Genomic DNA, 25,976 nt, shown 5'->3' on the forward strand with positions numbered 1-25,976 from the left:
TTAAAATGAATATTTACGTCGATGAAAGAACAATTAACAAACAAAAATTTGGACAACAACTTGGACTTTTCTAAGTTTACAAATAATCAAAAAAGTCAACCTATTTTAGGACGGGACATCCAATTACTAATCAACCAATAACCAGTAACCACAAATCACCTCGGTACGGCTCGATATAAAACCATTCCAATTAAAGTAAAGACAATATTGGGCAACCAAACCGCCAAAAGTGGCGGCATTCCTCCCGATTGGGCAATTCCTTTACTCATCATGAAAAACAAAATGTAAAGAAAAGCCAACATAAAACCCAAGGCAATTTGAAAACCCACGCCTCCACGAGCTTTTCGGGCAGATACAATTACCCCTATAACCGTAAGAATTACCACTGCAAAAGGATTGGCAAAACGAAGGTATTTTTCAATCAAAAATACTTCTATTCCGTCCGCTCCCCTACTCCGTACTTTATTGATGGTTTCTTCCAATTCGGGCATTGTAAAAGTTTCGTGCAATTGATATTTACTGTCAAAATCCTTCGGAAGAAGATTTAATGTCGTATCTAATTTCGCTCCGTAAGATAATTTTTGTTTCCCATCAGCTAAAAATCTTCTAATTCTATAATCTTGAATATTCCATTTTCTATGTGTCGAATCCCATACAATACGGTCTGCTAATAATTTGTAAGTCAATTTATTACCCGAAATCTTGTCTAAAGCAAAACTGTATCCCGTATTTGTTCCTGTATCGTAGCTTTGAAGGTAGGCATAATCTTCAGGACCAATTTTAATATGAACATCACGTCCACTGAAATAATACGAGCCGCCTTCAACGTACTTGCGTTCAAAAGCAATTCGGGTTTTATTGGCAATAGGAATAACCCAACCAACCATCAAAAACGTCAGAATTCCTATAATGGATGCACCAATAACGTATGGACGAAGAAAGCGATTAAAACTGACTCCTGTACTGAGAATGGCAATAATTTCGGTACGTGCCGCCAAGTTTGCTGTGAAGAAAACCGTCGCAATAAATACCATCAGCGGACTAATATAATTTGCCCAATATGGTATAAAGTTGAGGTAATAATCAAGCAGAATTTCTCTCAAAGGAGCTTTATTATCAATGAAATTGTCAATCTTTTCGGTATAATCAATCACCATGATAATGGTAACAATAATAAGCACCGCAAAGAAATACGTTGTCAGAAATTTCTTAATAATGTATAAATCAAGGATTTTCATTTTCTCTTTTTGTGTATCTATGAAGAACAATTCACAAATTTACGAATAAAAAAACCTCTCAGCATTAGAGAGGTTTTTTTAGGGGATTAAATATTGTTAAAATTCCGTGTGAATTACATGGAACGCAGATGAGACAGATGCTTCGCAACGCAGATTTAAGGGGATTTTTATATCAAATTAGGAACTATAAACTATTTTTAGCGAAAAAAAATAGACCACAGATTTAACGGATTTCACCAGTTTACAGAGATAAAATCAGTAAAAATCTGTCAAATCTGTACTATCTGTGGTCTATTTGTTATTTGCTATACTTTCCGCAACGCCTCAACCAACGTCTCCACCTGTTCCAAATTCACCGCAGCAAAATTGGCTATTCTCAACTGAGTCGCTTTGAAGTCGCCATAACCAGAACCAATCACCATATTTGCGTCTGTTTGTACTTGTTTGATAATGTCTGCTGCCGATTTGTCTTTCACATTTACCACCACTACTGTTTGCGAACGATGGTCTGGGTTTTTCACGAAAATTTCTAAGAAATCACATTTTTCAGCAAAATCATAAAGCACTTTTGCTTTCTTTTCGGTTTGCTTTCTGATGTTCTCAATGCCGATTTTGTTCATGTCTTCCGCTACTTTTCCTAAAACATAAATTGCCATCACGTTTGGCGTTTCTGGCGTTTCAAATTTTGAGAAATTTTTGAATAACGAAGGTAAATTATGATACGTTCCAATCTGATTTTCATGTGTTTTCATGCGTTCTGCTTTTTCTAACATTGCAGGATTGACAATCCAACAACCTAAACCAGCGGGCATTCCAAATGATTTTTGCACTGAGAAAAAAGCAGAATCAACGATATTAAAATCTAAATCTGGATACGGAGCTGATGAAACCATATCAACACAAATAAATTTATCTTTATTAGCTCTTTTCAATTTATGAATCTCCGTAGCACGCATCTGTACACCCGACGACGTTTCATTGGCAGTTGTACAAATTAACTCTGCATATTCGGGAACGATAATTTCAGCATTATCAAATCCTTCTCCGAACGGTTTTTCAAATTTGTGAGCGAATTTGTTTAAATCAACTGAAAAATCGTAGAATTTCTTTGAAAATGAGCCATTTACTAAGTGGAAACTTTCGTGTTCAACGGTATTCTGAATTAAACGTTCCCAAATTTCAGTAGCAGAACTTGTGAAGAAAATACCATTTGTTTCTGGAACGTTCATCAAAATTCTTAACTGCTCAACGGTGTGCTTATAAATATCTCTAAACTTCTGCGAACGGTGTGAAATCGAGCCTAATTGTTGCTCAAAAGCATCTTGATAGTGTCTTTCAACAGTTGGAAAAAGTTCAGCAGGGCCTGGGGTGAAATATGTCTTACGCATTTTTTGATTATGAATTTAGACTACAAAATTACGAATTAATATTTGGTAGGGAAGAAAAAGCCAAAGAATGCTACACGTATAATAATTATCATTCCCTAAATTCAAAAAAAAAAGCGTTTCTACTTATCTTTATGGTTCGTTTTTTCGTTGATGTGGTAATAGTTGACGAAATGCCCACAAAAAGCTATGCAAAAAATTGTACTGATTATATTTTTGACATCATTCTCTCTGATTGGATTTGCCCAAAGCAAACCCCAATACAGTCAATACATGATGAATAGTTATCTGATTAACCCAGCCATTTCGGGTATTGAAGATTATGTGGACATCAAAACTGGGTACAGAAATCAATGGACGGATTTTCCTGGAGCTCCTTCAACGTACTATGTTTCTGCCAATATTCCAATCGGTAAGCCTGACCGCACCAGTACGGGTGCTACGCCCAATATTAGTAAAACTATTCGTCGCCCGCTTTCACTTTCTACTGAATTTAGAGGGGCTGCTCGTGTGCCTGGGCATCATGGCATAGGGATTGCCATCGTAAGCGACCATATCGGAGCAAATACCCAAAATAGTATTACAGCCAGTTATGCCTATCATATTCCTGTGTCAGGAAATGTAAAATTATCAATTGGTGCTTCAGGGGGAATTACACAATATAGTGTCGATTTTAGCAAGATTCAAGTAAGAGATAACCCAGACCAAGCTATTTTAGACAATGGTTCTTTATCTGCCATTCAACCGTATATTAATTTGGGAGCGTGGTTATATTCTCGTCATTTTTTCTTGGGTTTATCTGCAAATCAACTCATTTTTGACAATTTTAATTATCAAAATTCAAACCAAACCGTAAGTACGTATTCATGGATTGGAACTGCTTATCCACACTATTTTTTGACGGCGGGCTATCGTGCAGAAATCAATGAAGATTGGGCGGTTATTCCTTCTACCCTCATAAAAAGAGTCAATCAAGCTCCAATGAGTTTTGACATTAACCTTAAAGCAGTACATAAAGACCGCTTTTGGTTTGGAGGTTCGTATCGTCATAAAGACGCTGTGGTGGGACTTTTAGGAGTAAATATTAGTTCATTTATCAATCTTGGATATTCTTACGATTATACGCTTTCCGACATTCGTGAACGCTCAAAAGGTTCTCATGAAGTTGTTTTGGGTATCATGCTGAACAATCGTCACCGCATCGTTTGCCCTCAGAATTTGTGGTAGAGTAAAGAGTAAAGAGTAAAGAGTAAAGAGTAAAGAGTAAAGAGTAAAGAGTAAAGAGTAAAGAGTAAAGAGTAAAGAGTAAAGAGTAAAGAGTAAAGAGTAAAGAGTAAAGAGTAAAGGAAAGTACGATTTAGCAGGGATAGTTCCTTAAATATAAATTATTTTCAAATAATCTCTGTTTCGTCTTGGAAGATAAGGAGCATGTTAAGAAACCAATATCTATCCTCTGAAATCTGTAATCTAAAATCTAACCTCTATTCTCTACTTTAAACATATTTCAAAAACGCCCAGAATTTTCTTTTCTTCAAATATTCCAAATTATCATCGTTTTGATAGGCTTCTTTTTCAAAACTAATATTTCGATAAGCTTGATTGGCGGTCTGACCTTTTAGCCTATTTAGCAGATATTCAAATACATACCACAAATAAAACGGCAAAATCAGCAATTCAATTTGTTGTCTAAAATGGATTCTTTCGTGATTGATTAATACCTTCGAAGGAGACTTTTGTTTGATTAATAAAAACGGAAAAATTGCCATGCCGTTTACACGCATGAAAGGTAAATGAACAATAAAAAAGCGAAAGCGAGCGAACATAGAATGGAAGATTTAGTCAAAGATAAAAATTTTCATTCATATCTCACTATTACTTTTCTTCGCTATTTAACGGCAATTCTTTCTTGAAAATCTTTTCTTTTTCTTCTCGAAATACTGATTTTGTCCTTGTTTTGCATTACAGCAAACATACAATCAGCTTCATAACGTTGAAGACATTTCATATTGATAAGATGAGCTTTGTGTACACGTAGAAAATCTGCTCCTTCCAGTACATAATCATATACTTTCAATGTCCTTGAGCTAATCATTACCTCTCCATTTGTGAGATGGATTAAGGTATAATTACGAACTCCTTCCAAACGTACAATGTCTTTTAGTAAAACACGTCTCATTTTGGCTTGGTCAGGAACTAACAAATATCTTTTTCCAAGAAGTTTAACTATTCTAATTGAGAAATTTCCGAAAGGAACTTGTCGTAGAGCTTGAAGATTCATTAAGTGTAATTTTATGGTATTGACTATTAATTTTAATGCAAGTTATAGAATTAAATAAAGCGTGTCAAACCGTTTAATAATATTTTTTAAAAGTAGATATTCGGTAGAACACGCAAGGCGAAACTTATTTTTGTACAATTTAAGACATCACTTAGTATATTTTTTATTAATGTTTTCGTAAAGAGAAACAGGAATTTTAGACTCATAATCAGGCTTTTGAATGTCAGGGCGTACCCAATCCAAATGTCCTTTTACCCACGCATACGCCAGTCCAAGTAGCAAAATTCCCACGAAAATGAACATTTCTATCAGTGAAAACCAGCCCCAAACACCATTTGTCATTTCTATTAAATGTTGATTCCCAAAAACAGTTGCCCATGGGAAAAGGAAAATCAACTCAACATCGAAAAGTACAAAAATTAAAGCAATTACATAAAAGCGTAAATTGAAACGCACATTAGCATTACCGTCGGGTTCTTCACCAGATTCGTAAGTAGATAATTTTTCCGCATTTGGACGATTGGGTCGAATCAATTTCGCCACAAAAAGCATCAATGCCGTAAAAGCAATTGCAGAAATAATAAAAAGTAATATGTAACCGAAATCTGTAAGCATGAAATGTAGCACGAACAGCCTTGTCCGCCGAATTAAGACTTTTTAATATTTAGATAACCCTTAATAACCGTAAAAGTAGTAATCGCTAAGAAAAACAAAATTACGTATTGTACATAATTGATTATCCACGGAAATTGTACACCAAAGAAATACCCTCCTCCCACTAATGAACCAACCCAAAGAGCAGCCCCTGATACATTCAGGAACAGATATTTAGGGTAATTCATCTTACTAATACCTGCTAAAATGGGTGCAAAGGTACGGATATAAGGCAAAAAACGGCTGATAATCAGAGCTTGATTTCCGTATTTTTCAAAGAAATCATGCGTTGATTCTATGTGTTTCTTTTTAAAGTACCAACGGTCGGGACGATTTTCAAGGGTACTGCCAAAAAATCTACCGAATAAAAACCCTGTTAACGAACCCAATACTGCCGCCACAAAAAGGTATAAAAGCACTGTGACAATTGTATATTTCAAAAAGCCTGTTCCCACAAATACACCCGTGAGAAAAAGAAGATAATCACCTGGAAGAAAAAAGGCAAAAAACAACCCATTCTCGGCATAAACCACAAAAGTGACCGCCCAAAGTCCTAAACTAATAATTTCCTTTGAGTCAGATAGATATTTAATAATTTCGGATATTTCCATTTTAAGGTTTTAGGTATTTGATTTTAGGCTTTAGAAAGTATTTTCTTATAAGTCGGGCATTTTTTCACTAAAACCTAATACCCAACTCCTAAAACCCAATATTACTTCTTCTCGTAAACAATTTTTCCATCAAAAATAGTCATCAAAACCTTTACATTTTGTATTTTTTCTGGTTTAATGGTCAGAATATCGTCTGAAAGGACAACCATATCTGCCAATTTCCCAGGTTCAATCGACCCTTTTTCTTTTTCCTCAAAAGCCGCAAAAGCATTATTAATGGTATAACCCTTGATGGCATCTGCTACGGATATTTTTTGTTTCGGAATCCATCCCATTGGATTCCCACCGTCCACCGTTTGGCGAGTTACTGCCGCATAAATTCCTAAAATTGCATTCAACGGAGCAACAGACCAATCTGACCCCATACAAAGTTTAATGCCTGCATCCAAAAACGACTTGTATGGATGCGTATAATCAACCCTATTTCCGATGCGTTTTGCCGCCCAAACACCATCATCAATACAATGATAAGGTTGCACAGAAGCAATGACCCCCAATTTAGCAAATAAAGGAATATCCTCTAATCTGACGTGTTGAGCGTGTTCAATTCTAAAACGTCTATCCCATTTTGGGTTCGTTTTGGTAATTTCTTCAAACAATTTGAGCATCAAATAATTAGCCGAATCACCAATGGCATGAATAGATAATTGTAAATGATTTTTATCGGTATCCATTGCCCAATTATTCAATTTTCCGTTAATCACAATATCACTCGCCAAACCCTTTGTATTTGGGTTTTGGTCGTAAGGTTTAAACATCAATGCCGTACTACTTCCCAACGAACCATCTGCATAAGCTTTCAACGAACCTAATTTGATTTTATTAGAACCAAAACCCGCTTGAATACCTGCTCCCACTAAATTTTGGTAAGAATCAATCGGCAATCGTGTATAAAAACGGCAGGTCAATTTATCTTCTTTTTCCAAAGCTTGGAACGCCAACAAATCGGGTTTAAAAGTAATATCATGTACCGACGTTATGCCATTTTCACGAGCCTCCTGCAAAGCACGGTGTACACATTTCAGCTTTTGTTCGGGTGTCAATTGTGGAATAATACTGTAAACCAAATTCATGGCAGCATCTTTCAAAATACCTGTTGGTTCGCCAGTTTTTGGGTCTGTTACAATTTCTCCACCATCGGGCGACTTTGTTTCTTTGGTAATACCAGCCAAAGCCAATGCCTTTGAGTTTGCCAAAGCAGTATGTCCATCAAAACGGTCAATGAAAATAGGTGTATCTATCGAAAAATCATCAATCATTTCTTTGGTTGGCAATTCTTTTACTTCCCAAGATTCATGATCCCAATTTCCAGACTTTATCCATTCTCCTCGATGACTTTCAACATACTTTTTGATGATTTCTTTAAATTGTGTAGTCGATTTTGCGTTACGCAAGTCAATTCCCAACAAATACATGCCACCATCGGCAAAATGCGTATGGTTATCAATAAAACCTGGAAGCATTAATTTACCTTCTAAATTCACCATTTTCGTTCGACTGTCAGACCATGCCGCACGAGCTTCTGGCGTTGAACCGACAAAAATAATCCTTCCATTTTCAACTACAACCGCCTCCACAACCGAGCTACGAGCATCAACTGTATAAATTTTGCCATTATAAAAACAGATTTTTTGAGAGAAAGCTGTGTTTTGAATAAATAAGTAAACAACAAGCAGTAATAGTTTTTTCATGGAATGATACAAGGAAGTTTGAAGATTGGTAAATTTACATAAAATTATCTTCAATAACATGAAAAAAATAGTCGCCATCATTTTAGTAATCATTCTGCTTTTTGGCGGATTAATTTCAACGGGAGTTTTAAACTTTTCCAAGAAACCAGAAGAAAATATCACCTCTAACTCCACTGAAGAAGTGAAGGTTGAAGAACCTCAATTCAAGAAAGAAGGAGAATTGACTTTTACCAAAAATCAGCAAAAATTAACGATAGAAATTGCCGATAATGACCAAGAAACCACGCAAGGGTTGATGTACAGACGTTCAATGCCTGACTCTTGTGGAATGTTATTTATCTTTCCAGACAATCAACCACGTAATTTTTGGATGAAAAATACTTATCTACCTTTAGATATTTTGTTTTTAGACGAATCTAAGAAAGTCGTTACCATTCAAGCCAATAGAACACCGTTTTCTGAAGAGCAAATTCCCTCTTACGAAAATGCTAAGTATGTTTTAGAAGTCAATGCAGGATATTGTAAAAGAAAGGGAATTGAGAAGGGAAATTCTGTGAAGTGGTAATAACAACAAAGTCAGCATTTTGAACGCTGACTTTGTTTAGAAATTCTATTTCTTTTAATTTTTAGAATAAATAATAAGCTCCAATTCCTGAAAAATTTGTCACACTTCCATAAACTGAAAGGTTATTGGTAGTCATATTAAGATTATCAGACGACGATTTTGAATAGCTATAACTCAATCCTGCCGCTCCCAAATTCATGCTGAGTAAAATATTATTATTCACTTGATAGATAAAATTGAGCGGAGAAATATTAGCTCTCGCCCCAAAACCTCCAGTACTCAAAGAAGCACCAGAAGCATTTGAGGTTTCACTCGAACCAAATGTGCCAGAAACACTAAAAGTTGAATTTGGAGCGTAATAAAACTGGTCAAAAACTTTCACAAATTTACCAAACTGAATGGCAGGCCCTATTGAATACGACGAACTCGAAATGTTCAAAACAGAACTTCCTATTAATTGAGGAGTAGTTCTCGAATTAGCATTAACCTCAAACCCATAAGCTGTGTAGGTGTTATTTTCTCTGACTTTCCCAGTTAAAAAAGTAGCATTTAAAGTGAAATTAGACGTTTTCACCGAAGATGAAAGTGAATTTCCTTGCGTACTAATATTGGTAGAATTCATGGAGAAATTTCCATTAATAATACGTTTTCCAGCGAGGTTTTGAGAAAATAATGAAACAATCGGGAGACAAAAAAGTGATAGTGTAAGAATACGTTTTTTCATGAGATGTATGTATTGTTTTATTGTTATAGATTTACAAGAACTCTAACGCAAAACTACATCCAAAATTATTCACTTATCTATATTAAATGTCTTTTATTTCACCTCCACATCAAAACTAACATCAATATCGGTACTACCAACCGTAAAAGAACCATTTTTCACGGCAACCCCTCCTACTGGTGGCTGATGGTGCAATACAACTCGTAATTTTCCAGTACCCGCTGCCGTTGTAATAGCAGAACCTTTCAAGCCAACATTATAGTCACGAGTGTCTTTATCAGTTGGTGTTATTGCTAACAGACTCGTAGGATTTGAAACGTATTCAAAAAGATGTTCGTCCTTTTCTGCTTCAATATCTGCCGTAATATCCGCAACGGGCGATTTTGTCTCATCTAAAACCTCAACCGCCAAAGTATAAGTTTTATTAGGTCTTAGAGTAATTTTCTCAATGGTTGGGGCATTTCCGCCATCTCCATCCACATCACGAAACATAAAAGTTGACGTTGTGCCACCTTCGGTAAATTTCAACTTTAAGGTTGTCAAATTTTCGTTGTCCTCCACTGGAGCTGGTTCATCTTTTTTACAACCTAATACTAAAGTAGCACCCATGAGTGCGATAAAAAAACGCTTCTTTATTAATTTCATAGTTTAAAAATTTACATAATGCAATTATGTTGCAAATATATACATTTTAAAAACTAATGCAATATTGTTGCAATAAAAATTTGTGATTAATTTGTTACTTTTGTGCAGCATAATCACAAAATCATGATTCGAGTCCCTTCTCTTATACACGCAGGCGAATTTCAGTCCTTGAAAATTCAAGATATGACTTTCGTAGCCTACCGAAATCAAGACCCTCCGCTGAAGAATGAGGTTTTTTTTGAAGAACACGCTGTAATTTTTGTTTTAGAAGGAGAAAAAAAATTCGTTTCCCCAACCCAAACGATACACGTTCGTAAAGGAAATATTGTTTTTATTAGGCGTGGATATTATCTCATGCAGGAAACGATTGATACAAATTATAGAAGTTTGGTGTTTTTCTTTAACGAAAAGCTATTAAAAGAATTTGTCGGACAACATTTGGAACTATTTGAAAATGTGCCACTTAATCACGAAAATGCTTCTGCTCTTTTGGTTTTTGAAATCACTGAAAGTCTCAATAAATTCACGGAATCTATCTTTCCGTATTTTCATCATGAAACACAATATTTGAATCATTTCTTACGATTAAAACTACAAGAATTACTGCTTCACATTCTTGAAATTGATATTTCGGGACACTTCAACAGTATTTTGTTTAGACTTTACAAAGGTGAGAAGGTTGATTTAGAATATTTAATGAATTCATACTACCTAAAACCTCTCTCGTTGGAAGAACTTTCAAGGCTTTCGGGACGAAGTTTATCAGCTTTTAAAAGAGATTTTCAAGATAATTTCAAGACTTCTCCTGCTCTTTGGATTAAAAATAAACGGCTCGAATACGCTTATTTACAGTTGGAAAAAACCAATAAAAATGTGTCGGAAATAAGTATGGAAATTGGTTACGAAAGTGTTTCCCATTTTATAAAAGCGTTCAAGGAGAAATTTGGAAAAACGCCAGGAGGGGGCGATAGGAAATAGAGACAGAAAAAGGACGGTTTTTATGTATATTTGTGAAAGAAACTTTCATCAAAACTAATAACCAATAACTGATAACTAAACCCATGATTGCAACGCAAAACCTAACCTTTGCCTACGCTGCTGATAAGCAATTTATCTTCCCTGATTTTTCTTGTGCCGACCGTGAAACGATGCTTATTTTGGGCAAATCAGGAAAAGGAAAAACGACTTTCCTACATTTAATGGCACTTTTGCTAAAACCTACGGGCGGGAAAATTCAAATCAACAATCAAGAAATTAGTCAATTATCTGTTTCCGCTGCGGCAGATTTTAGAGCCAAAAATGTGGGCATTATTTACCAAAAACCACATTTTGTTCATGCTCTTTCGGTGATGGATAATTTGTTGTTATCCAATTATTTAGCAGGCAAAAATCAGGCGAAAGATAAAGCCAAACATTTGGCAGAAAGCTTAGGCTTTACTGACCATTTATCGAAGAAAACCACGCAACTTTCGCAAGGAGAACAACAACGAGTAAGCATTGCAAGAGCTTTGATGAATAGTCCTTCGGTGATTTTAGCGGATGAGCCAACCTCAAGTTTGGACGACGATAACTGTCTAAAAGTGATTGAATTACTCAAAAAACAAACACAAGAAATTGGGGCAAGTTTGATAGTCGTCACGCATGACCAAAGGTTGAAAGATGTGTTTGCGGCAAGCCTTGAGTTATGAGTGATAAGCAATGAGTATTTTGGGGTGCTTTCTTTAAAATATTTTACCCCTCAACAACTTCACGCTTATTACCTATTTCTCTCTTAACTCATCATTCATAACTTATCACTCCCAATCATGAACCTACTAAAAATATCGACAAGCAATTTAAAAGATAAGCCACTAACCAGTTTTTTAAGCATTTTATTGATGGCTTTGGGCATTGCCATTATTTCACTTTTGCTTTTAGCTGGCAAACAAATCGAAGAAAAATTTACCCGAAATGTCGCAGGAATCGACATGGTAATTGGGGCAAAAGGAAGTCCTTTACAATTAATTCTTTCAAGTATTTACCAAATTGATGCACCTACGGGCAATATTTCAATGGAAGAGGCAACTCGCCTAACCCGTAGCCCTTTGGTAAAATCAGTCATTCCGCTTTCGATGGGCGATAATTATCAAGGCTACCGAATTGTGGGAACAAATCCAAAATATTTGGAGCATTTTCAAGCAGAATTTGAGCAAGGAAAAGTCTTTGAAAAGGCAATGGAAATTGTGGCAGGGGCAAAAGTTGCTAAAAATTTAGGTCTAAAAGTTGGGGATAGTTTTGCATCACAACATGGTTACGACCAAGAAGGGCACGCCCATGATGCCAAGAAATTTAAAGTAGTGGGGATTCTGAAAAATACCAATTCGGTACTCGACCAAATGATGATAACACCCTTAGAAAGCGTTTGGGAAGTGCATGACGAAGAACATCACGAAGAAGAAGCGGGCAAAGGAGCAAATGCTTTGAAATTATTGGAAGAAGACAACAACAACGTAGGGGCGAATAGCATTCGTCCGATGGACGAAGAAAAAGAAATTACTTCAATGCTGGTAAAATTCAGAAATCCAGCAATGGGCATGATGATGGCAAGAAGTATCAATTTGAACTCTACGCTTCAAACGGCTACACCTGCCATTGAAATCAATCGTTTATTTGCCTTAATGGGTTTCGGGATTGATGCTTTAAAATTGATTGCTTTAGTAATTATTATCGTGTCTGGACTGAGCGTTTTTGTGTCACTCTATAATTCCTTAAAAGAACGAAAATATGAAATGGCTTTAATGCTTTCGATGGGTGCGAGTAGAACGAGATTATTCTTTTTATTGTTATTAGAAGGATTGATAATCAGCATTTTGGGCTTTATTATTGGGATTATTTTGAGCCGTCTGGGACTTGGGATTATGTCAGAAAATATAGAACAAAATTTTCATTACGACTTCAACGTTTTATCTTTGCTTAAAGAAGAGTTTTGGTTATTTTTAGGTGCATTATTCATTGGATTATTAGCCGCTGCCATTCCATCTTTGGGAATTTACAACATCAACATTTCAAAAACATTAGCAGACGAGTAGCACAGACTTCAGTCTGTCATCGGTACAGACTAAAGTCTGTGCTACTAAAATCATAAACACATGAAAATCAAGGCATTTATTTTATTAGGTTTGATAGTTTCAACCTTCATTTCGGCAAAAAATGCTCCTGCTGAAAAACTCACTTGGGATATGTTGAAAGATGTTTCTTTCAAGAAAAAGTGGTATCCGCAGGAATCTATTTTTATGTTGTATCCAACTTTTGGAGCTCCATTAAAGAGATTAGAAAACAAAGAAGTTACGATAAAAGGCTACGTAATTCCTGTGGATGTGGCTACGAATATGTATGTATTATCGGCATTTCCGTATAGTCAATGCTTTTTTTGTGGCGGTGCAGGCCCAGAATCAGTAATGTCATTGAAACCAAAGAAAAGTGAAATTAGAAAGTACAAAACCGACGAAATGCACACTTTTACGGGGAAATTAAAACTCAATGCCGACGATATTTACGAGATGAATTATATCTTGGAAGAGGCTGATATGATTGAGTAATTTATTGAGTATAAAATACAGATCATTCCAGTTTCAACGTAGGCAGGATTTTGAAACCCTGCCTACGTTGAGGATATAAATTCACATAACATAAATACTGACTCCTAATCCATAATATAACTCATCAACACTTCATCAATAAACCGTCCTTCACTTTTTAGGTGCGTGTATTTTCTCAACACTCCCTCCTCTACAAAGCCAGCTCGTTTATATAATTCAATTGCTCTTTTATTAGCAATACCTGCACTCAATTCTATCCTTAAAATACCCTTTTCTGCTGCTAAATTGATAATTGCGTTCATCATTTTTAGTCCAAACCCTTTTCCTACAAAATCTGAATGAATAGCTAAACCACCCAAATAAGCAATGTGCGAAGAACGAAATTTTAGTGGTATTAACTTAAACATACCTATCATTTGTTGATTATCTTCAAAAATATATTTGATTTCATCTTTCAATAAATCTTGAAAAATAGGCTGAAACTGCTCCAATTCCATTTTTTCGTACATTAAATGAGGATTTGACTGCGGGTGCATATACAGGTCAAAGATAAACGGAAGGTCATTTTCGGTAGCTTTACGAGTCATTTTTGTTTTAATTATAAAAATCGTTATCAAAATCTTTTAAAAATCTACGCATACTTTCCTGTCCACGTAGTACCGCAATATTTTGTTCTAATTCTTTGGTATTTCTACGTAAACGACTGATTTCGTATGAAAATTTAAGCTTCATTGTCTTCTCATCGCCTCCAAACTTAGTAAATAAATTTGTTCCTTCCATTGCCGTTGATGCTCGTTTTCTTACTTCTAAAAGGTTTCGTTCAAGTTCTGAAACTTGTTCTTTCAATATTTTATTGTAATATTTCAACTGTTCATCCGCCATCGTAATTGACTCTATATCAGAATTTTGCAGTTCAATCTTCAGACGTAACAGTTCAAACAAATCATCTTTTTCATAGGCTTGCGTGACCAATTTCATGATTTCGGTTTTGCGTTCACGCTCAGTTTCATCTTGCTCACGGTCGGGGTGAAAAGCCTTCACTAAATCAGTGTAAATACTTCTGGCAACTTTACTGATATTTTTGGCTTCTTGCTTTAGTTTTTCTTCTTTTTCAAGCTGTTTGGCAGTTTTTTCTTTTGGTGGATTTTGAAAATGAGCCTCAGATTCCTTTTCTTCCAATTTCGAGGCAATGTAGTCTTGTATTTTTTGGGGATTACTCAAATCGGCATCATCATCAATTTCAATTCCGTATTTAGATTCTATCATATTCTTCATAAAATCTGTCGTGATATTATCAGCTTGAGCATTTACTTCGTCATAAGAACGGTTTGCATATTTTTCGTAAAGAGGTTTCAAGCTATCCATACCCAAATTTTCAATCAATTCTACCGTTCTGTCAATGATAAACTCAGCCATTTTTGCTTTCTCTTTTTTCTTGAAAAATGGATTATCACAATGTTTGTCAAAAACATAGACCAGTTCCGTCAGTTGGTCATTATGTTTACGTTCAAGCGGGACAATATCGGCTTGAATACGAATCAGAATTCGTCGAAGCATTTCCTTTTCAGTAACGATATTTCCTTTCAACTCCTCAATTTTCTTAACATTAGCATTAAATTGCTTTTGAAGTTTGGATAAATCCTTCGCTGATTTTTTGGTAAGTATTAAAGATTGATGTGACATGGTTTGGATATTAATGCTTGAAATTTTCTTAGTCACTTATGGGCAAGATAATGCTCAAATTATTATTGGTGAAAAATAAAAACCGTGAAATATTGCTACTTCACGGTTTTTATTGGGATGATTATTTATGAAATCTTGCTTCGTAAATAACCAACCAATATTTCGAGTCCTTTTTCAAAATGAACATTATTGGGAATCACAATATCTGATGCTTTTCGGTAAGGTTTTACATATTTCTGAAAGGCAGGCTCAACGTGATTATCCCAACGATACATTACCTCTTCACGCTCACCGTATCCACGTTCTTCCGCATCACGTCTGATACGTCTGTCAAGTCTAAGTTTTCGTTTTGCATCAATAAAAACCTTCAAATCTAATAAATCCGCAATTTCTTTGAAATAAAAAACAAAAAGTCCTTCTACCACAATAATTGGTTTAGGTTCAAAAGTCAACGTTTCTGGAATAATATCAGGATTATTAAAAGTATATTCTTGTTTTTGGAAAGGCATTCCAGAGCGAATCGTTTGAATATCAAGAGCATACTGGTGTAAATCTAAAGAATTTGGTTCGTCAAAATTGATATATCCGTGTTCATCAACTTGTTGGTCTTTGCGGTCACGGTAATAATTGTCTTGAGAAATCAAGCAAATTTCCTCTTTAGAAAAAGACTTTAATAATTGATTTAAGAACAACGTTTTCCCCGAAGCACTTCCTCCAGTAATGCCAATTATATACGGTCGTTGATTTGGTTTCATGCGATAAATTTTCGTCGTAAATTTTCTGCAAAGGTCGTAAAGAATGTTAAAACTTACATCATATTTATTTCAAAGTGACAATTAAAAAAAATTAAGGAGGTTTTGATTAGTGATATATGCTCAAAAATGGTGATTTTCTTAAAATTAATGATTTGTTTATGTTAGAGTTGTAGGTGTTTTTTATGATAAACAGTATTTTTGTTTAGAATTGCCAATTAGTTCAACTCCCTCAAAATTAAGCCTTTCCCAAGTCCTACGTTATCAAACAAACTTAAAAAATCAATCATTCAACTAACTCATTCTATTGATAATGAAACACTTCGCCAATCTAAATCTCAGAAGCGTGCTTCTGGTTCTTTTTTCTTTGCTGTTATTTTCAATTTCTGAAAAAACTTACTCCCAAACTTTAATTGCAGGATGGGATTTTCAAACATCTCCTGGTACTGCTGTCTTAGCATCTCCTAATACGCCTAAATTATATAGTGCCAATGTTGGTTCTGGAACACTATATCTTGATGGAACTAATAATTCAAGTTCATGGGTTACAGCAGAATTAAATGCGTTTGGAGGAACTGCACTCAATGCGGGTGCGTCAACGGGATTAAGCACCACTACAACGTCGCCTGCATCTTTAGCTATTCTCGGTGGAGCTGCAACTCCAACGGCTAATGGAAAAAGCATAATATTTAAGGTAAATATGACTGGGTATCAAAATTTGGTAATTTCTTATGCAACTCAAAAAACTTCAACGGGTTTTAATACACAAGTATGGGAATACAGCACAAATGGTACTTCATGGTCTTCTATTGGTACAATTAGTACAATTCCTTCATCTTTTGCCACTCAAACCCTATCTACTGTAACAGGCTTAAACAGTGCTGTCAATGCGTATGTTAGACTAACAGTAACAGGTGCAACTAATACCTCTGGTAATAATAGATTAGATAATATTCAATTCAACGCAACATTAATCCCTGTCCCAACACTTACAAGTTCCTCAACCTCTCTAACAAATCTAAGTTACGTTGAAAGCAATGGCCCATCAGCAGAGCAATCATATACATTATCAGGTAGTGTGTTAAATCCTGCTTCAGATACCATCAAAATATTTGCTCCATCTAATTTCGAGATTTCAAAAACATCAGGAAGTGGATTTAAAGATTCCTTAAACGTATTATATTCTGGTAGTGCCTTCGCATCAACAACCATTTATACACGCCTTAAAACTGGTTTGACAGAAAACACATACAGTGGAAACATCACTCATAGTGGTGGTGGAGTTGCAAGTCCTCCAAGTGTTGCTTTATCAGGTTCTGTAACCACAGTTCCACCGCCAGTAGTTACCACAACTGGTACTTTAACTACATTTTCAACATTTGTAGGAAATCCTGTTACGCCTCAATCATATACCGTTTCAGGTACAAATTTGGTTAGTGATATTACAATTACGGCTCCTGCTGGATTTGAAATTAAAACGGGTGCAAATGCCTATGCTTCATCATTAATTTTACCACAATCAAGCGGAAGTGTTGCAACTACAACGATTGATGTAAGATTGATAAACACAACAGCAGGAACATTCTCTGGAAATATTACTCATACTACTACAAATCTTACGCCTTCTCCAACTGTTGCAGTAAGTGGAACGGTTACTGTTGCTTGTACTACTCCCACTAATATATCTGTGGTTCGTGCGTCTATTCCAGAACAAGGAACATTTCCTGCGACGGGCGTAACGGCAACACCTGCAACGGTCGCAGGACGTGTAACTGCTATTTTTGGAACTAATAAGTTTTACGTTCAAGATACAACAGGTGGACTTGCCATTTTTTCTACTGCCAGCGGAGGAGTTGTAGCCGCTAATGGTATTGCTTTAGGGGATTCGGTGAAAGTAACTGGCGGTATGGCTCGCTTTAATGGTGAAGCTGAATTTAATAGTGCCACTTGTGTTAATAAAATAACAGGTAATGGAGCAATAACAACTCCTCCTGCCATTATTTTTGATGCAAACAATCCGCCAACAGGGATTAATCTACCTACATTTTTAGCAGACAATGAGGGTAAATTGGTAAAAATTATTAGTACAAATATCAACGTTACAGGAACTTTTGCCTCAAATACAAATTACTCCATTACTGCTTGTAACTCACAAGGAGAAGCAGAAATTAGAGTTGATGCGACCGCTACAACCATCCCAACTCAAAATATTCCCACAGTTACTCAAGACATTACAGGGGTAATTGGACATTATATTAATGCTTCGGCAACGGTTAATATTTTACAATTATTCCCAAGAACAATTGCTGATTTAGGAAACAGTGCCATTACTTGTGTTACGCCTGTACCAAGTCCGAGTGCAAGTTGTGGAGCAATTGCTTCAACGGCCGTACCTGTTGACTCGACTCTTGATATTACAACATGGAATGTAGAATGGTTAGGAAATACAACGACTTCTCCAAGTGCGTTAGGGCCAACAAACGATACCCAACAAATGACTAATGTCATTACGGTTTTGAATACTTTAAAATCAGATATATTTTGTGTAGAAGAGGTTTGTGACCACAAACAATTTATTGCAAGAGTTGGTACTGACTTGCCAGAGTATGGTGTGGTATGCCAAACAAAATATTACTCTCACTTTTTTGACTCGCCAGAAACAAATAGTGCAACTTCATTTGGACAAAAGGTATGTTTCTTGTACAAAAAAAGTATTGTAAGTTATGTTGATACATTATCGCTTTTAGCAAGTCAATATGGATATAATGCTACACCAGTGGCAACTCCTTATCCAAACAATTGGGCATCTGGACGTTTACCATATATGTTTGTTGCAGATATTACTTTAAATGGACTTACGAAAAGAATCAATTTTGTAGGACTTCATGCTAAATCGGGTTCAGATGCAGCAAGTTATAACAGAAGGAAGCAAGACGTAATTGACCTAAAGGCTGAATTAGATACAAATTATCCAAGTGCTAATATCATGATGTTGGGAGATTATAATGATGATTTGGATGGTTCAATTTATGTAGGACAAACTTCTACGTATGGTAATTTCGTTTCAGATAATACAAACTACGTTCAAGTATCAAAGGCATTAAGTGATTGTGCCGTTTCAAGTACAGCTTCTTATGCTGATATCATTGACCACATTATGGTTTCAAACGAATTCGGAGTAATTCCAGCAACGGGTTCAAACCCTGCTCCATCAACGTCAGGCATTTATTACTTAGAAAAAACAGTAAACGTTTCAAGACCAATCAATTATGTGGCAGGATATACATCAACCACATCAGACCATTATCCTGTTAATGCTCGCTTTAGATTTGGCTTGCCTCCAGTAGCTCCAGCGACCATCACAAGTGTATCAACAGGAAACTGGTCATCGCCAAGCACTTGGGATTGTAACTGTGTGCCAACTGCGGCAAGTGATGTAATTGTGGATACCGCTCATACCGTAACTGTTGATGTAGCTTCACAAGCCAAAACGCTTAATTTAAAAGGAACACTCAATTGGGCTGCTACTTTTACATTATCTTTAGGAATGTAATAATCCATAAATACTTAAACAAAAAGGTTCAAACGGTCTCGTTTGAACCTTTTTGTTTGATAAATGACTGATTATTTGTAGGTTTGAGGTGAATCCCAAGATAAATTTCATGAGAACGATTGTCAAAATACTTACCCCAAATTTTCAAATTCATACTATTACTCAAAGAAGTTTCTTTACTTTCCTTCTATTGAATTGTATCTGTTTAATGGGATTTTCTCAACGAAAAATCTTGATGCAAGACCCCAATGAAGCCCAATTAATCGGGCGACAAATTGAGGTTTTTGAGGACAAAACTGCTTCACTGACTTTTGAGGAAGTCAGTAAACGCTCTGATATTGATGCTCGGTTTACACAAAGTATTCAACTCAATCCTAATTTTGGCATTACTTCGTCAGTCATTTGGGCAAGATTTACACTCCAAAACAAGTCTTCTCAAAAACTCTATCTTGAAATTTCCGAGCCAGTCATTGATAGTATTGATGTTTTCAGAATTGATGTCAACAACAAAATCACTCATAAAAAAGCGGGAGTTTTTGTACCCGTTTCAAAACGAGATTTCCATACTAATTTTTATTTATTCGACCTCAACCTCAACTCTGAGCAAACCTGTACTTATTACATTCGTTTTCAAAATTCATTGCCATTATTATTTCCGATAAGGATTGCACCACTAAAAGTTTATTTTGAAGACAACCACTCAAAAGACTTAATGCAGGGCATTTATTTGGGTTTAATGCTGGTCATGGCAATTTTCAACTTCTTTATTTACTGGACAGTTCGTAGCAAAGAATACCTCTATTATGTATTTTATGTGCTTTCGTTCGCTTGTTTTTTTGCTTATAATAAAGGTATTTCACACGAATTTGTTTGGAATAATGCCCTATGGTTTAATCGTTTTACGCCCATTTTCATCTCTTCTGGAGTTATTTTTGGGGTATTGTTTGCCAATAGTTTCTTGGACGTAAACCGTTATTTACCCATTGCTCTAAAAATTTCAAAAATACTTATCAGCCTAATTATTATCTGTTTAGTATCTTATTGGTTTGGCTTAGGTGCATTAAGCATCACGATGTTACACTTATTTGCCTTCCTAACAGTGATTTACGTACTCATGATTGCCACATTTGTATGGTTGGAAGGCTCTCAATCTGCCTTATTTTTCTTGATTGCATGGTCTGTATTTTTGGTAAGTGCTTTAATTTTTATCATGCAATTATCTAATATTTTACCAAGTGATAATTTTACGAGAAATGCACTACAAGTAGGTTCAGCCTTAGAAGTAGTCTTACTTTCTTTTGCTTTGGCATACAGAATCAATTCTGACCGAAAAGAAAAAGAACAATATCAAGCTGAGGTAATCCGACAATTACAAACCAATGAACAGATGCGAAATCGTATTGCCCGAGATTTGCACGACGATATTGGTTCAACCTTGAGCAGTATCGGCATTTTGAGCCAAGTAGTTGAAAATCAAATGGGTGAAAACTCAAACTCTGTCAAAGAAATGGTGCGACGTATTGGAGAAAGTTCACAAAAAGTACAACGTTCATTGAGTGACATTGTCTGGACGACCAAACAAACCGAAGATAATTTTGATAACGTTTTGGTGAAAATGAAAGAATTTACTTCCGAAATGTTAGAAATGAAAGACATTTTTTACACTTTCAATACCGACTCCCTACCCAACGTAAAACTCTCACCCTCAAAACAATACAATTTTTATTTGATATTTAAAGAGGCAATAAATAACATCGTAAAATACTCAAATGCAGATGAAGTGACGATTGAAATCAACCGTCACGAAGAAAGTCTAATTTTAACTATTATTGATAACGGAATTGGTTTTGATGAAAAAAATATCAAATCGGGAAATGGCTTAGGAAATATGCGTAAAAGGGCAGAAAGTCTTAGCGGAGAAATCAAAATTGACTCAAAAAGTCAGGAAGGAACACAGGTTAGATTAACAATCCCAGTATCACAATAAAAAACAGAATTGTATTTTTATCATTTCAGCCCGAAAAAACTAATCTTAAATCCAAATACTAACGTTTATACAATGGCTATTAAGTATTGATTTACAATAACTTAACCCCTCTAACGATAAATACTTAATCTTAATTATTTCTTCATTATTTTTTCCATCAAATAGTATTTTTCTAAGATAATCTCCGTACCTTTGCACCCTAAAATCTAAGAATTTGAAAATGTACCAAATTTGAAAATTTTAAATTTTTATGACATTAACTCGGTCGTTGAAATAATGATGAGTTGGCAGTCTGATAATTTTTGAATTTCATTTTCAAATTACCGAATTTTCAAATATTCAAATTGAAATCATGCAAAGTATTCGTAACATCGCCATTATTGCTCACGTTGACCACGGTAAAACTACCCTTGTCGATAAAATCATCCACGCTTCAAAGTTATTTCGTGATAACCAAGAATTCGGAGATTTAATCCTTGACAACAACGATTTAGAGCGTGAACGTGGCATCACAATCGTTTCAAAAAACGTGTCTGTTCGCTATAAAGGCGTAAAAATTAATATCATTGATACACCTGGTCACTCCGACTTTGGCGGTGAGGTAGAAAGAGTTTTAAAATTAGCTGATGGTGTTTGTCTTTTAGTCGATGCTTTTGAAGGCCCAATGCCTCAAACTCGTTTCGTATTAGGGAAAGCACTTGATTTAGGCTTAAAACCTATCGTAGTTATCAATAAAGTTGACAAAGAAAACTGTCGTCCTGACGAAGTACATGAGCAAGTTTTTGACTTAATGTTCAACTTAGGAGCAACTGAAGACCAATTAGATTTCCAAACACTTTACGGTTCATCTAAACAAGGATGGATGAGTACAGACTGGAAACGTCAGACTGAAGATATTACTGAATTATTAGACGTAATCATCGCAAGCATTCCTCCAGCACCAGTAAACGAAGGAATTCCACAAATGCAGATTACTTCTTTAGATTATTCTTCTTTCGTGGGTCGTATCGCTATCGGTCGTGTACACAGAGGAACTTTCAAAGAAGGAATGCAAGTTGCTTTGATGAAAGCTGACGGCTCTGTAAAAAGAATGAAAATCAAAGAACTTCAAGTATTTGAAGGTCTTGGAAGAGCAAAAGTATCAGAAGTTTCTTCTGGTGAAATTTGTGCAATGACAGGTATCGAAGATTTCGAAATTGGTGATACTGTTACTGACTACGAAAATCCAGAAGCATTACCAAGAATCTCGATTGATGAGCCAACAATGAATATGTTGTTTACCATCAACAACTCTCCATTCTTTGGTAAAGAAGGTAAATTTGTAACATCTCGTCACTTACGTGACCGTTTGTTCAAAGAAACTGAGAAAAACTTAGCATTGAAAGTAGTTACAACAGGTTCTGAAGATAAATTCTTAGTATTTGGTCGTGGTATTCTTCACTTGTCGGTTTTAATCGAAACGATGCGTCGTGAAGGTTATGAATTACAAGTTGGTCAGCCTCAAGTAATTTTCAAAGAAGGTGAAAACGGCGAACGTTTAGAGCCAGTTGAAATCTTGGTAGTTGACGTTCCTGAAGAATCAGCAGGTAAAGTAATTGAATTAGCTACACAAGGAAAAGGAGAATTGTTGATTATGGAACCAAAAGGTGACTTACAACACTTAGAATTCAACATTCCTTCACGTGGTTTGATTGGTATGCGTTCAAAAGTATTGACTGCGACTTTCGGAGAAGCTATCATGGCTCACCGTTTCAAAGCTTACGAACCATACAAAGGAGTAATTGCTGGACGTATCAACGGTTCATTGATTTCAATGAACTCAGGTGCTGCCACTCCATATTCAATTGATAAATTGCAAGATAGAGGTGTATTCTTTATTGACCCTAACGAAGAAGTTTATACAGGTATGGTAATTGGTGAACACAATCGCCAAAATGATATCGAAGTAAACGTTCAAACAGCGAAGCAATTAACCAACATGCGTGCATCAGGTACTGATAACAACGTAAGAATTGCTCCAAAATTGAACTTCTCTTTAGAAGAATCAATGGAATATATCCAAAAAGATGAGTATTTAGAAATCACTCCAAAATCTATCCGTATCCGTAAAATTTACCTTGACTCAGGCGAGCGTAAACGTGCAGAACAGAAGAAAGAGATGGTTTAAAAAAGTTATTAGGAATTGGGTGATTTGTTTTAAAACTAAGACCTAAAATCCAATAACTATACCCTCAAAACAAAAGCCTTCGCCTTGTGTGAAGGCTTTTGTTGTTTATGTCATATCCTTTCTATTTTGGGAATCTTCCAAAAAATGCTAATATTGTACTAAATTAAAACATCCAAAACGATGACAAAGCCACTCACAAACGTTCAAGTGGAGCTTTTAAATACTTTTGCTTATCAACTCCCCGATGATGAACTTCAAGAGTTAAAGCAAACGCTAACACTCTTTTTTGCTCGTCGAATTAGAAAGAGAACCGATGCCATTTGGAATGAAAAAGGATACACCTCAGAAACAATGAATAACTGGCTGAATGAAGAAAACCAATAGAATTAGAGTGGTCTTAGATACTAATGTTTTTTTAGTATCATTAGCTCCGCAATCTCCCTACGCATTTATATTTGATGCACTTCTTGAACAGTCCTTTGAGTTAGTAGTTAGCACTGATATTTTAGCAGAATATGATGAAATCATTTCAAAACGCTATGATAAGCAAATCACAAATGATGTATTTGAATTATTACTTCATTTAGAAAATGTTCATCAACAAACGGTATATTATCAATGGAATTTAATAGAATCTGACCCTGACGACAATAAATTTGTTGATATTTTTGTGGCTTCACAGGCAGATTTTCTGGTTACTAACGACCGTCACTTCAATATTCTACAAAATATACCCTTTCCTCCCGTCAACCTTATCAAAGCCGAAGTATTTTTAAGTTTGCTAAAAAATAGAATGGCTTAATTCAAAACTAATTTGCTACAACTATGTCTGTATCAAATTAGTAAGTGTAAATTTGCAGATGATTATCATTGATAACAAATAAAGAACAAACATGGGATTATTTGATTTTTTTAAGAAAAAAGAAGTTTTAAATACAGAAGAGAAAGAAACGCTCGACAAAGGATTAGAAAAAACCAAAGAAGGGCTTTTCTCAAAATTGAGTCGGGCGGTAGTTGGAAAGTCTAAAGTAGATGAAGAGGTATTGGATGAATTAGAAGAAATTTTAATTTCGTCGGACGTGGGCGTGGATACAACCCTCAAAATTATTGAAAGAATTGAAGCTCGTGTAGCTCGTGATAAATTCGTGGACACAAAGGAGTTAGACAATATTCTTAGAGAAGAAATTGCTGAATTATTAGCCGAAAACAAATCGCAGGATATTACAAATGCCTTCAAAATCACCGATGTAAAACCGTATGTAATTATGGTGGTGGGCGTAAATGGCGTTGGAAAAACAACAACGATTGGTAAATTAGCTTCGCAATTTCATAAAGCTGGAAACAAAGTTATTTTGGGTGCAGGTGATACTTTCCGTGCGGCAGCAGTTGACCAATTGAAACTTTGGGGACAAAGAGTGGGCATTACCGTAATTGACCACGGCATGAATACGGACCCAGCCTCAGTTGCATTTGATGCCGTAAAACAAGCCGTTGAACAAAATGCCGATGTTGTAATTATTGACACCGCAGGACGTTTACACAACAAAGTAAACTTGATGAACGAGCTTTCTAAAATCAAACGAGTGATGCAAAAATTCTTACCCGATGCACCGCACGAAGTATTATTGGTTTTGGATGGTTCGACGGGGCAAAATGCCTTTATTCAAGCTCAAGAGTTTACAAAAACCACTGAAATTACGGCTTTGGCAATTACAAAATTGGACGGAACGGCTAAAGGTGGCGTAGTTATCGGAATTTCAGACCAATTGAAAATTCCAGTAAAATATATCGGCGTTGGCGAGAAAATCGAAGATTTACAGGTTTTCAATAAGAAAGAATTTGTGGATTCGTTGTTTAAGAGGAAATAGATAAATGCAAAAATTATGTTCAATAAAGATGCCTTAATTCGAGACTTTAATCAGTTAATGGTTGAACATTACGCAGACCGTTTGGCAAAAATCATTTTATATGGTTCTTATGCCAGAGGTGATTTTCATGAAGAATCAGATATTGATTTTTTGGTATTATTGAATGATGAAAATGTATCAATAACAAGAGAAATTGGAGAAACAAATAATGAGCTTTTTGATTTATCATTGAAACATAACTTTATTCCAATTTCATCTTATATTGTTTCTAAAAACAGTTTTCAGACCTCAAATAAAGCCATTTTCAGGTTTATTAAAAAAGAAGGAATAACCGTTTATGAATGAAGATTTGGCTACATATTTTAGGCAGGCAGAAAGATAGTTTACAAGCTGCACGAACGTTAAAAAGGTGCAGTGAATCATTGCCATTACGCTTATTTTTGGATTGTTCGAGGTTTATTTTTGAGCAAAGATATTTTACGAAAACGCATTCGGGTGTACAAAGTAAATTTGCAGAGTTATTTATTGTCACCAATT

Annotated in this window: 25 protein-coding genes; 13 read left to right on the plus strand and 12 right to left on the minus strand. The window is 35.5% G+C overall.

From position 1 onward, the window contains the following. Positions 1-155: 155 nt before the first annotated feature. The gene (locus tag VB796_RS19295; RefSeq protein WP_323348223.1) at positions 156-1,238 is read right to left on the minus strand and encodes an LptF/LptG family permease; all 1,083 of its coding nucleotides are present in this window, start codon (positions 1,236-1,238) and stop codon (positions 156-158) included. A 305-nt stretch (positions 1,239-1,543) separates the two neighbouring features. Then, on the minus strand, positions 1,544-2,626 hold the full coding sequence (locus VB796_RS19300) for an aminotransferase class V-fold PLP-dependent enzyme (protein WP_323348224.1): 1,083 nt from the start codon (positions 2,624-2,626) through the stop codon (positions 1,544-1,546). A 186-nt stretch (positions 2,627-2,812) separates the two neighbouring features. On the opposite strand from VB796_RS19300, the gene VB796_RS19305 reads away from it, so the two are divergent. Then, positions 2,813-3,850, plus strand: a complete 1,038-nt coding sequence (locus VB796_RS19305) for a type IX secretion system membrane protein PorP/SprF (RefSeq protein ID WP_323348225.1) — start codon at positions 2,813-2,815, stop codon at positions 3,848-3,850. A gap of 266 nt (positions 3,851-4,116) precedes the next feature. Here VB796_RS19305 and VB796_RS19310 read toward each other — a convergent pair whose 3' ends face one another. The 5 genes from VB796_RS19310 to VB796_RS19330 form a co-directional block, all read right to left on the minus strand. Then, positions 4,117-4,446, minus strand: a complete 330-nt coding sequence (locus VB796_RS19310) for a hypothetical protein (RefSeq protein WP_323348226.1) — start codon at positions 4,444-4,446, stop codon at positions 4,117-4,119. 62 nt (positions 4,447-4,508) lie between these two features. Further along, positions 4,509-4,901, minus strand: coding sequence for a LytTR family DNA-binding domain-containing protein (locus VB796_RS19315; RefSeq protein WP_323348227.1), 393 nt, complete (start codon positions 4,899-4,901; stop codon positions 4,509-4,511). 147 nt (positions 4,902-5,048) lie between these two features. Continuing rightward, complete coding sequence (locus VB796_RS19320) at positions 5,049-5,516, minus strand: NADH-quinone oxidoreductase subunit A (RefSeq protein WP_323348228.1); 468 nt, start codon at positions 5,514-5,516, stop codon at positions 5,049-5,051. Positions 5,517-5,548: 32 nt separating this feature from the next. Continuing rightward, positions 5,549-6,166: a DedA family protein gene (locus tag VB796_RS19325; protein WP_323348229.1), complete on the minus strand. Its 618-nt coding sequence runs from the start codon at positions 6,164-6,166 to the stop codon at positions 5,549-5,551. Between the two features lie 101 nt (positions 6,167-6,267). Further along, entirely contained in the window at positions 6,268-7,917 is a 1,650-nt protein-coding gene (locus VB796_RS19330) for an amidohydrolase (protein ID WP_323348230.1), read from the minus strand. A gap of 58 nt (positions 7,918-7,975) precedes the next feature. On the opposite strand from VB796_RS19330, the gene VB796_RS19335 reads away from it, so the two are divergent. Beyond that, entirely contained in the window at positions 7,976-8,482 is a 507-nt protein-coding gene (locus VB796_RS19335) for a DUF192 domain-containing protein (protein ID WP_323348231.1), read from the plus strand. Positions 8,483-8,543: 61 nt separating this feature from the next. On the opposite strand, the gene VB796_RS19340 is transcribed toward VB796_RS19335, so the two are convergent. Continuing rightward, positions 8,544-9,206 carry a hypothetical protein gene (locus VB796_RS19340; protein WP_323348232.1) on the minus strand — a complete coding sequence of 221 codons (663 nt, stop codon included), beginning with the start codon at positions 9,204-9,206 and terminating at the stop codon, positions 8,544-8,546. Positions 9,207-9,299: 93 nt separating this feature from the next. Continuing rightward, complete coding sequence (locus VB796_RS19345) at positions 9,300-9,851, minus strand: hypothetical protein (RefSeq protein WP_323348233.1); 552 nt, start codon at positions 9,849-9,851, stop codon at positions 9,300-9,302. Positions 9,852-9,974: 123 nt separating this feature from the next. On the opposite strand from VB796_RS19345, the gene VB796_RS19350 reads away from it, so the two are divergent. From VB796_RS19350 to VB796_RS19365, 4 genes are all read left to right on the plus strand, one after another. After that, the gene (locus VB796_RS19350; protein ID WP_323348234.1) at positions 9,975-10,829 is read left to right on the plus strand and encodes an AraC family transcriptional regulator; all 855 of its coding nucleotides are present in this window, start codon (positions 9,975-9,977) and stop codon (positions 10,827-10,829) included. 83 nt (positions 10,830-10,912) lie between these two features. Further along, positions 10,913-11,539, plus strand: a complete 627-nt coding sequence (locus tag VB796_RS19355; RefSeq protein ID WP_323348235.1) for an ABC transporter ATP-binding protein — start codon at positions 10,913-10,915, stop codon at positions 11,537-11,539. Between the two features lie 117 nt (positions 11,540-11,656). Next, positions 11,657-12,919, plus strand: coding sequence for an ABC transporter permease (locus VB796_RS19360; RefSeq protein WP_323348236.1), 1,263 nt, complete (start codon positions 11,657-11,659; stop codon positions 12,917-12,919). 60 nt (positions 12,920-12,979) lie between these two features. Continuing rightward, complete coding sequence (locus VB796_RS19365) at positions 12,980-13,429, plus strand: DUF3299 domain-containing protein (RefSeq protein WP_323348237.1); 450 nt, start codon at positions 12,980-12,982, stop codon at positions 13,427-13,429. 104 nt (positions 13,430-13,533) lie between these two features. On the opposite strand, the gene VB796_RS19370 is transcribed toward VB796_RS19365, so the two are convergent. From VB796_RS19370 to VB796_RS19380, 3 genes are all read right to left on the minus strand, one after another. Next, positions 13,534-14,016, minus strand: a complete 483-nt coding sequence (locus tag VB796_RS19370) for a GNAT family protein (RefSeq protein WP_323348238.1) — start codon at positions 14,014-14,016, stop codon at positions 13,534-13,536. A 7-nt stretch (positions 14,017-14,023) separates the two neighbouring features. Continuing rightward, complete coding sequence (locus tag VB796_RS19375) at positions 14,024-15,112, minus strand: hypothetical protein (RefSeq protein ID WP_323348239.1); 1,089 nt, start codon at positions 15,110-15,112, stop codon at positions 14,024-14,026. A gap of 125 nt (positions 15,113-15,237) precedes the next feature. Further along, positions 15,238-15,867, minus strand: a complete 630-nt coding sequence (locus VB796_RS19380; RefSeq protein WP_323348240.1) for a uridine kinase — start codon at positions 15,865-15,867, stop codon at positions 15,238-15,240. A 310-nt stretch (positions 15,868-16,177) separates the two neighbouring features. On the opposite strand from VB796_RS19380, the gene VB796_RS19385 reads away from it, so the two are divergent. The 7 genes from VB796_RS19385 (at position 16,178) to VB796_RS19415 (ending at position 25,784) form a co-directional block, all read left to right on the plus strand. Then, positions 16,178-19,417 carry an endonuclease/exonuclease/phosphatase family protein gene (locus tag VB796_RS19385; RefSeq protein WP_323348241.1) on the plus strand — a complete coding sequence of 1,080 codons (3,240 nt, stop codon included), beginning with the start codon at positions 16,178-16,180 and terminating at the stop codon, positions 19,415-19,417. Between the two features lie 109 nt (positions 19,418-19,526). Next, positions 19,527-21,404: a 7TM diverse intracellular signaling domain-containing protein gene (locus tag VB796_RS19390; RefSeq protein ID WP_323348242.1), complete on the plus strand. Its 1,878-nt coding sequence runs from the start codon at positions 19,527-19,529 to the stop codon at positions 21,402-21,404. 352 nt (positions 21,405-21,756) lie between these two features. Then, positions 21,757-23,571: a translational GTPase TypA gene (typA, locus tag VB796_RS19395; RefSeq protein ID WP_323348243.1), complete on the plus strand. Its 1,815-nt coding sequence runs from the start codon at positions 21,757-21,759 to the stop codon at positions 23,569-23,571. Between the two features lie 180 nt (positions 23,572-23,751). After that, entirely contained in the window at positions 23,752-23,955 is a 204-nt protein-coding gene (locus VB796_RS19400; protein ID WP_323348244.1) for a hypothetical protein, read from the plus strand. Next, entirely contained in the window at positions 23,939-24,373 is a 435-nt protein-coding gene (locus VB796_RS19405) for a putative toxin-antitoxin system toxin component, PIN family (protein WP_323348245.1), read from the plus strand. The genes VB796_RS19400 and VB796_RS19405 overlap by 17 nt, the downstream gene beginning before the upstream one ends. A 91-nt stretch (positions 24,374-24,464) precedes the next feature. After that, positions 24,465-25,439, plus strand: a complete 975-nt coding sequence (ftsY, locus tag VB796_RS19410; RefSeq protein WP_323348246.1) for a signal recognition particle-docking protein FtsY — start codon at positions 24,465-24,467, stop codon at positions 25,437-25,439. A 15-nt stretch (positions 25,440-25,454) separates the two neighbouring features. Further along, the gene (locus VB796_RS19415) at positions 25,455-25,784 is read left to right on the plus strand and encodes a nucleotidyltransferase domain-containing protein (RefSeq protein WP_323348247.1); all 330 of its coding nucleotides are present in this window, start codon (positions 25,455-25,457) and stop codon (positions 25,782-25,784) included. The last annotated feature ends 192 nt before the right edge of the window (positions 25,785-25,976 follow it).

Source organism: Arcicella sp. LKC2W (assembly GCF_034931005.1).
Taxonomy (GTDB): domain Bacteria; phylum Bacteroidota; class Bacteroidia; order Cytophagales; family Spirosomataceae; genus Arcicella.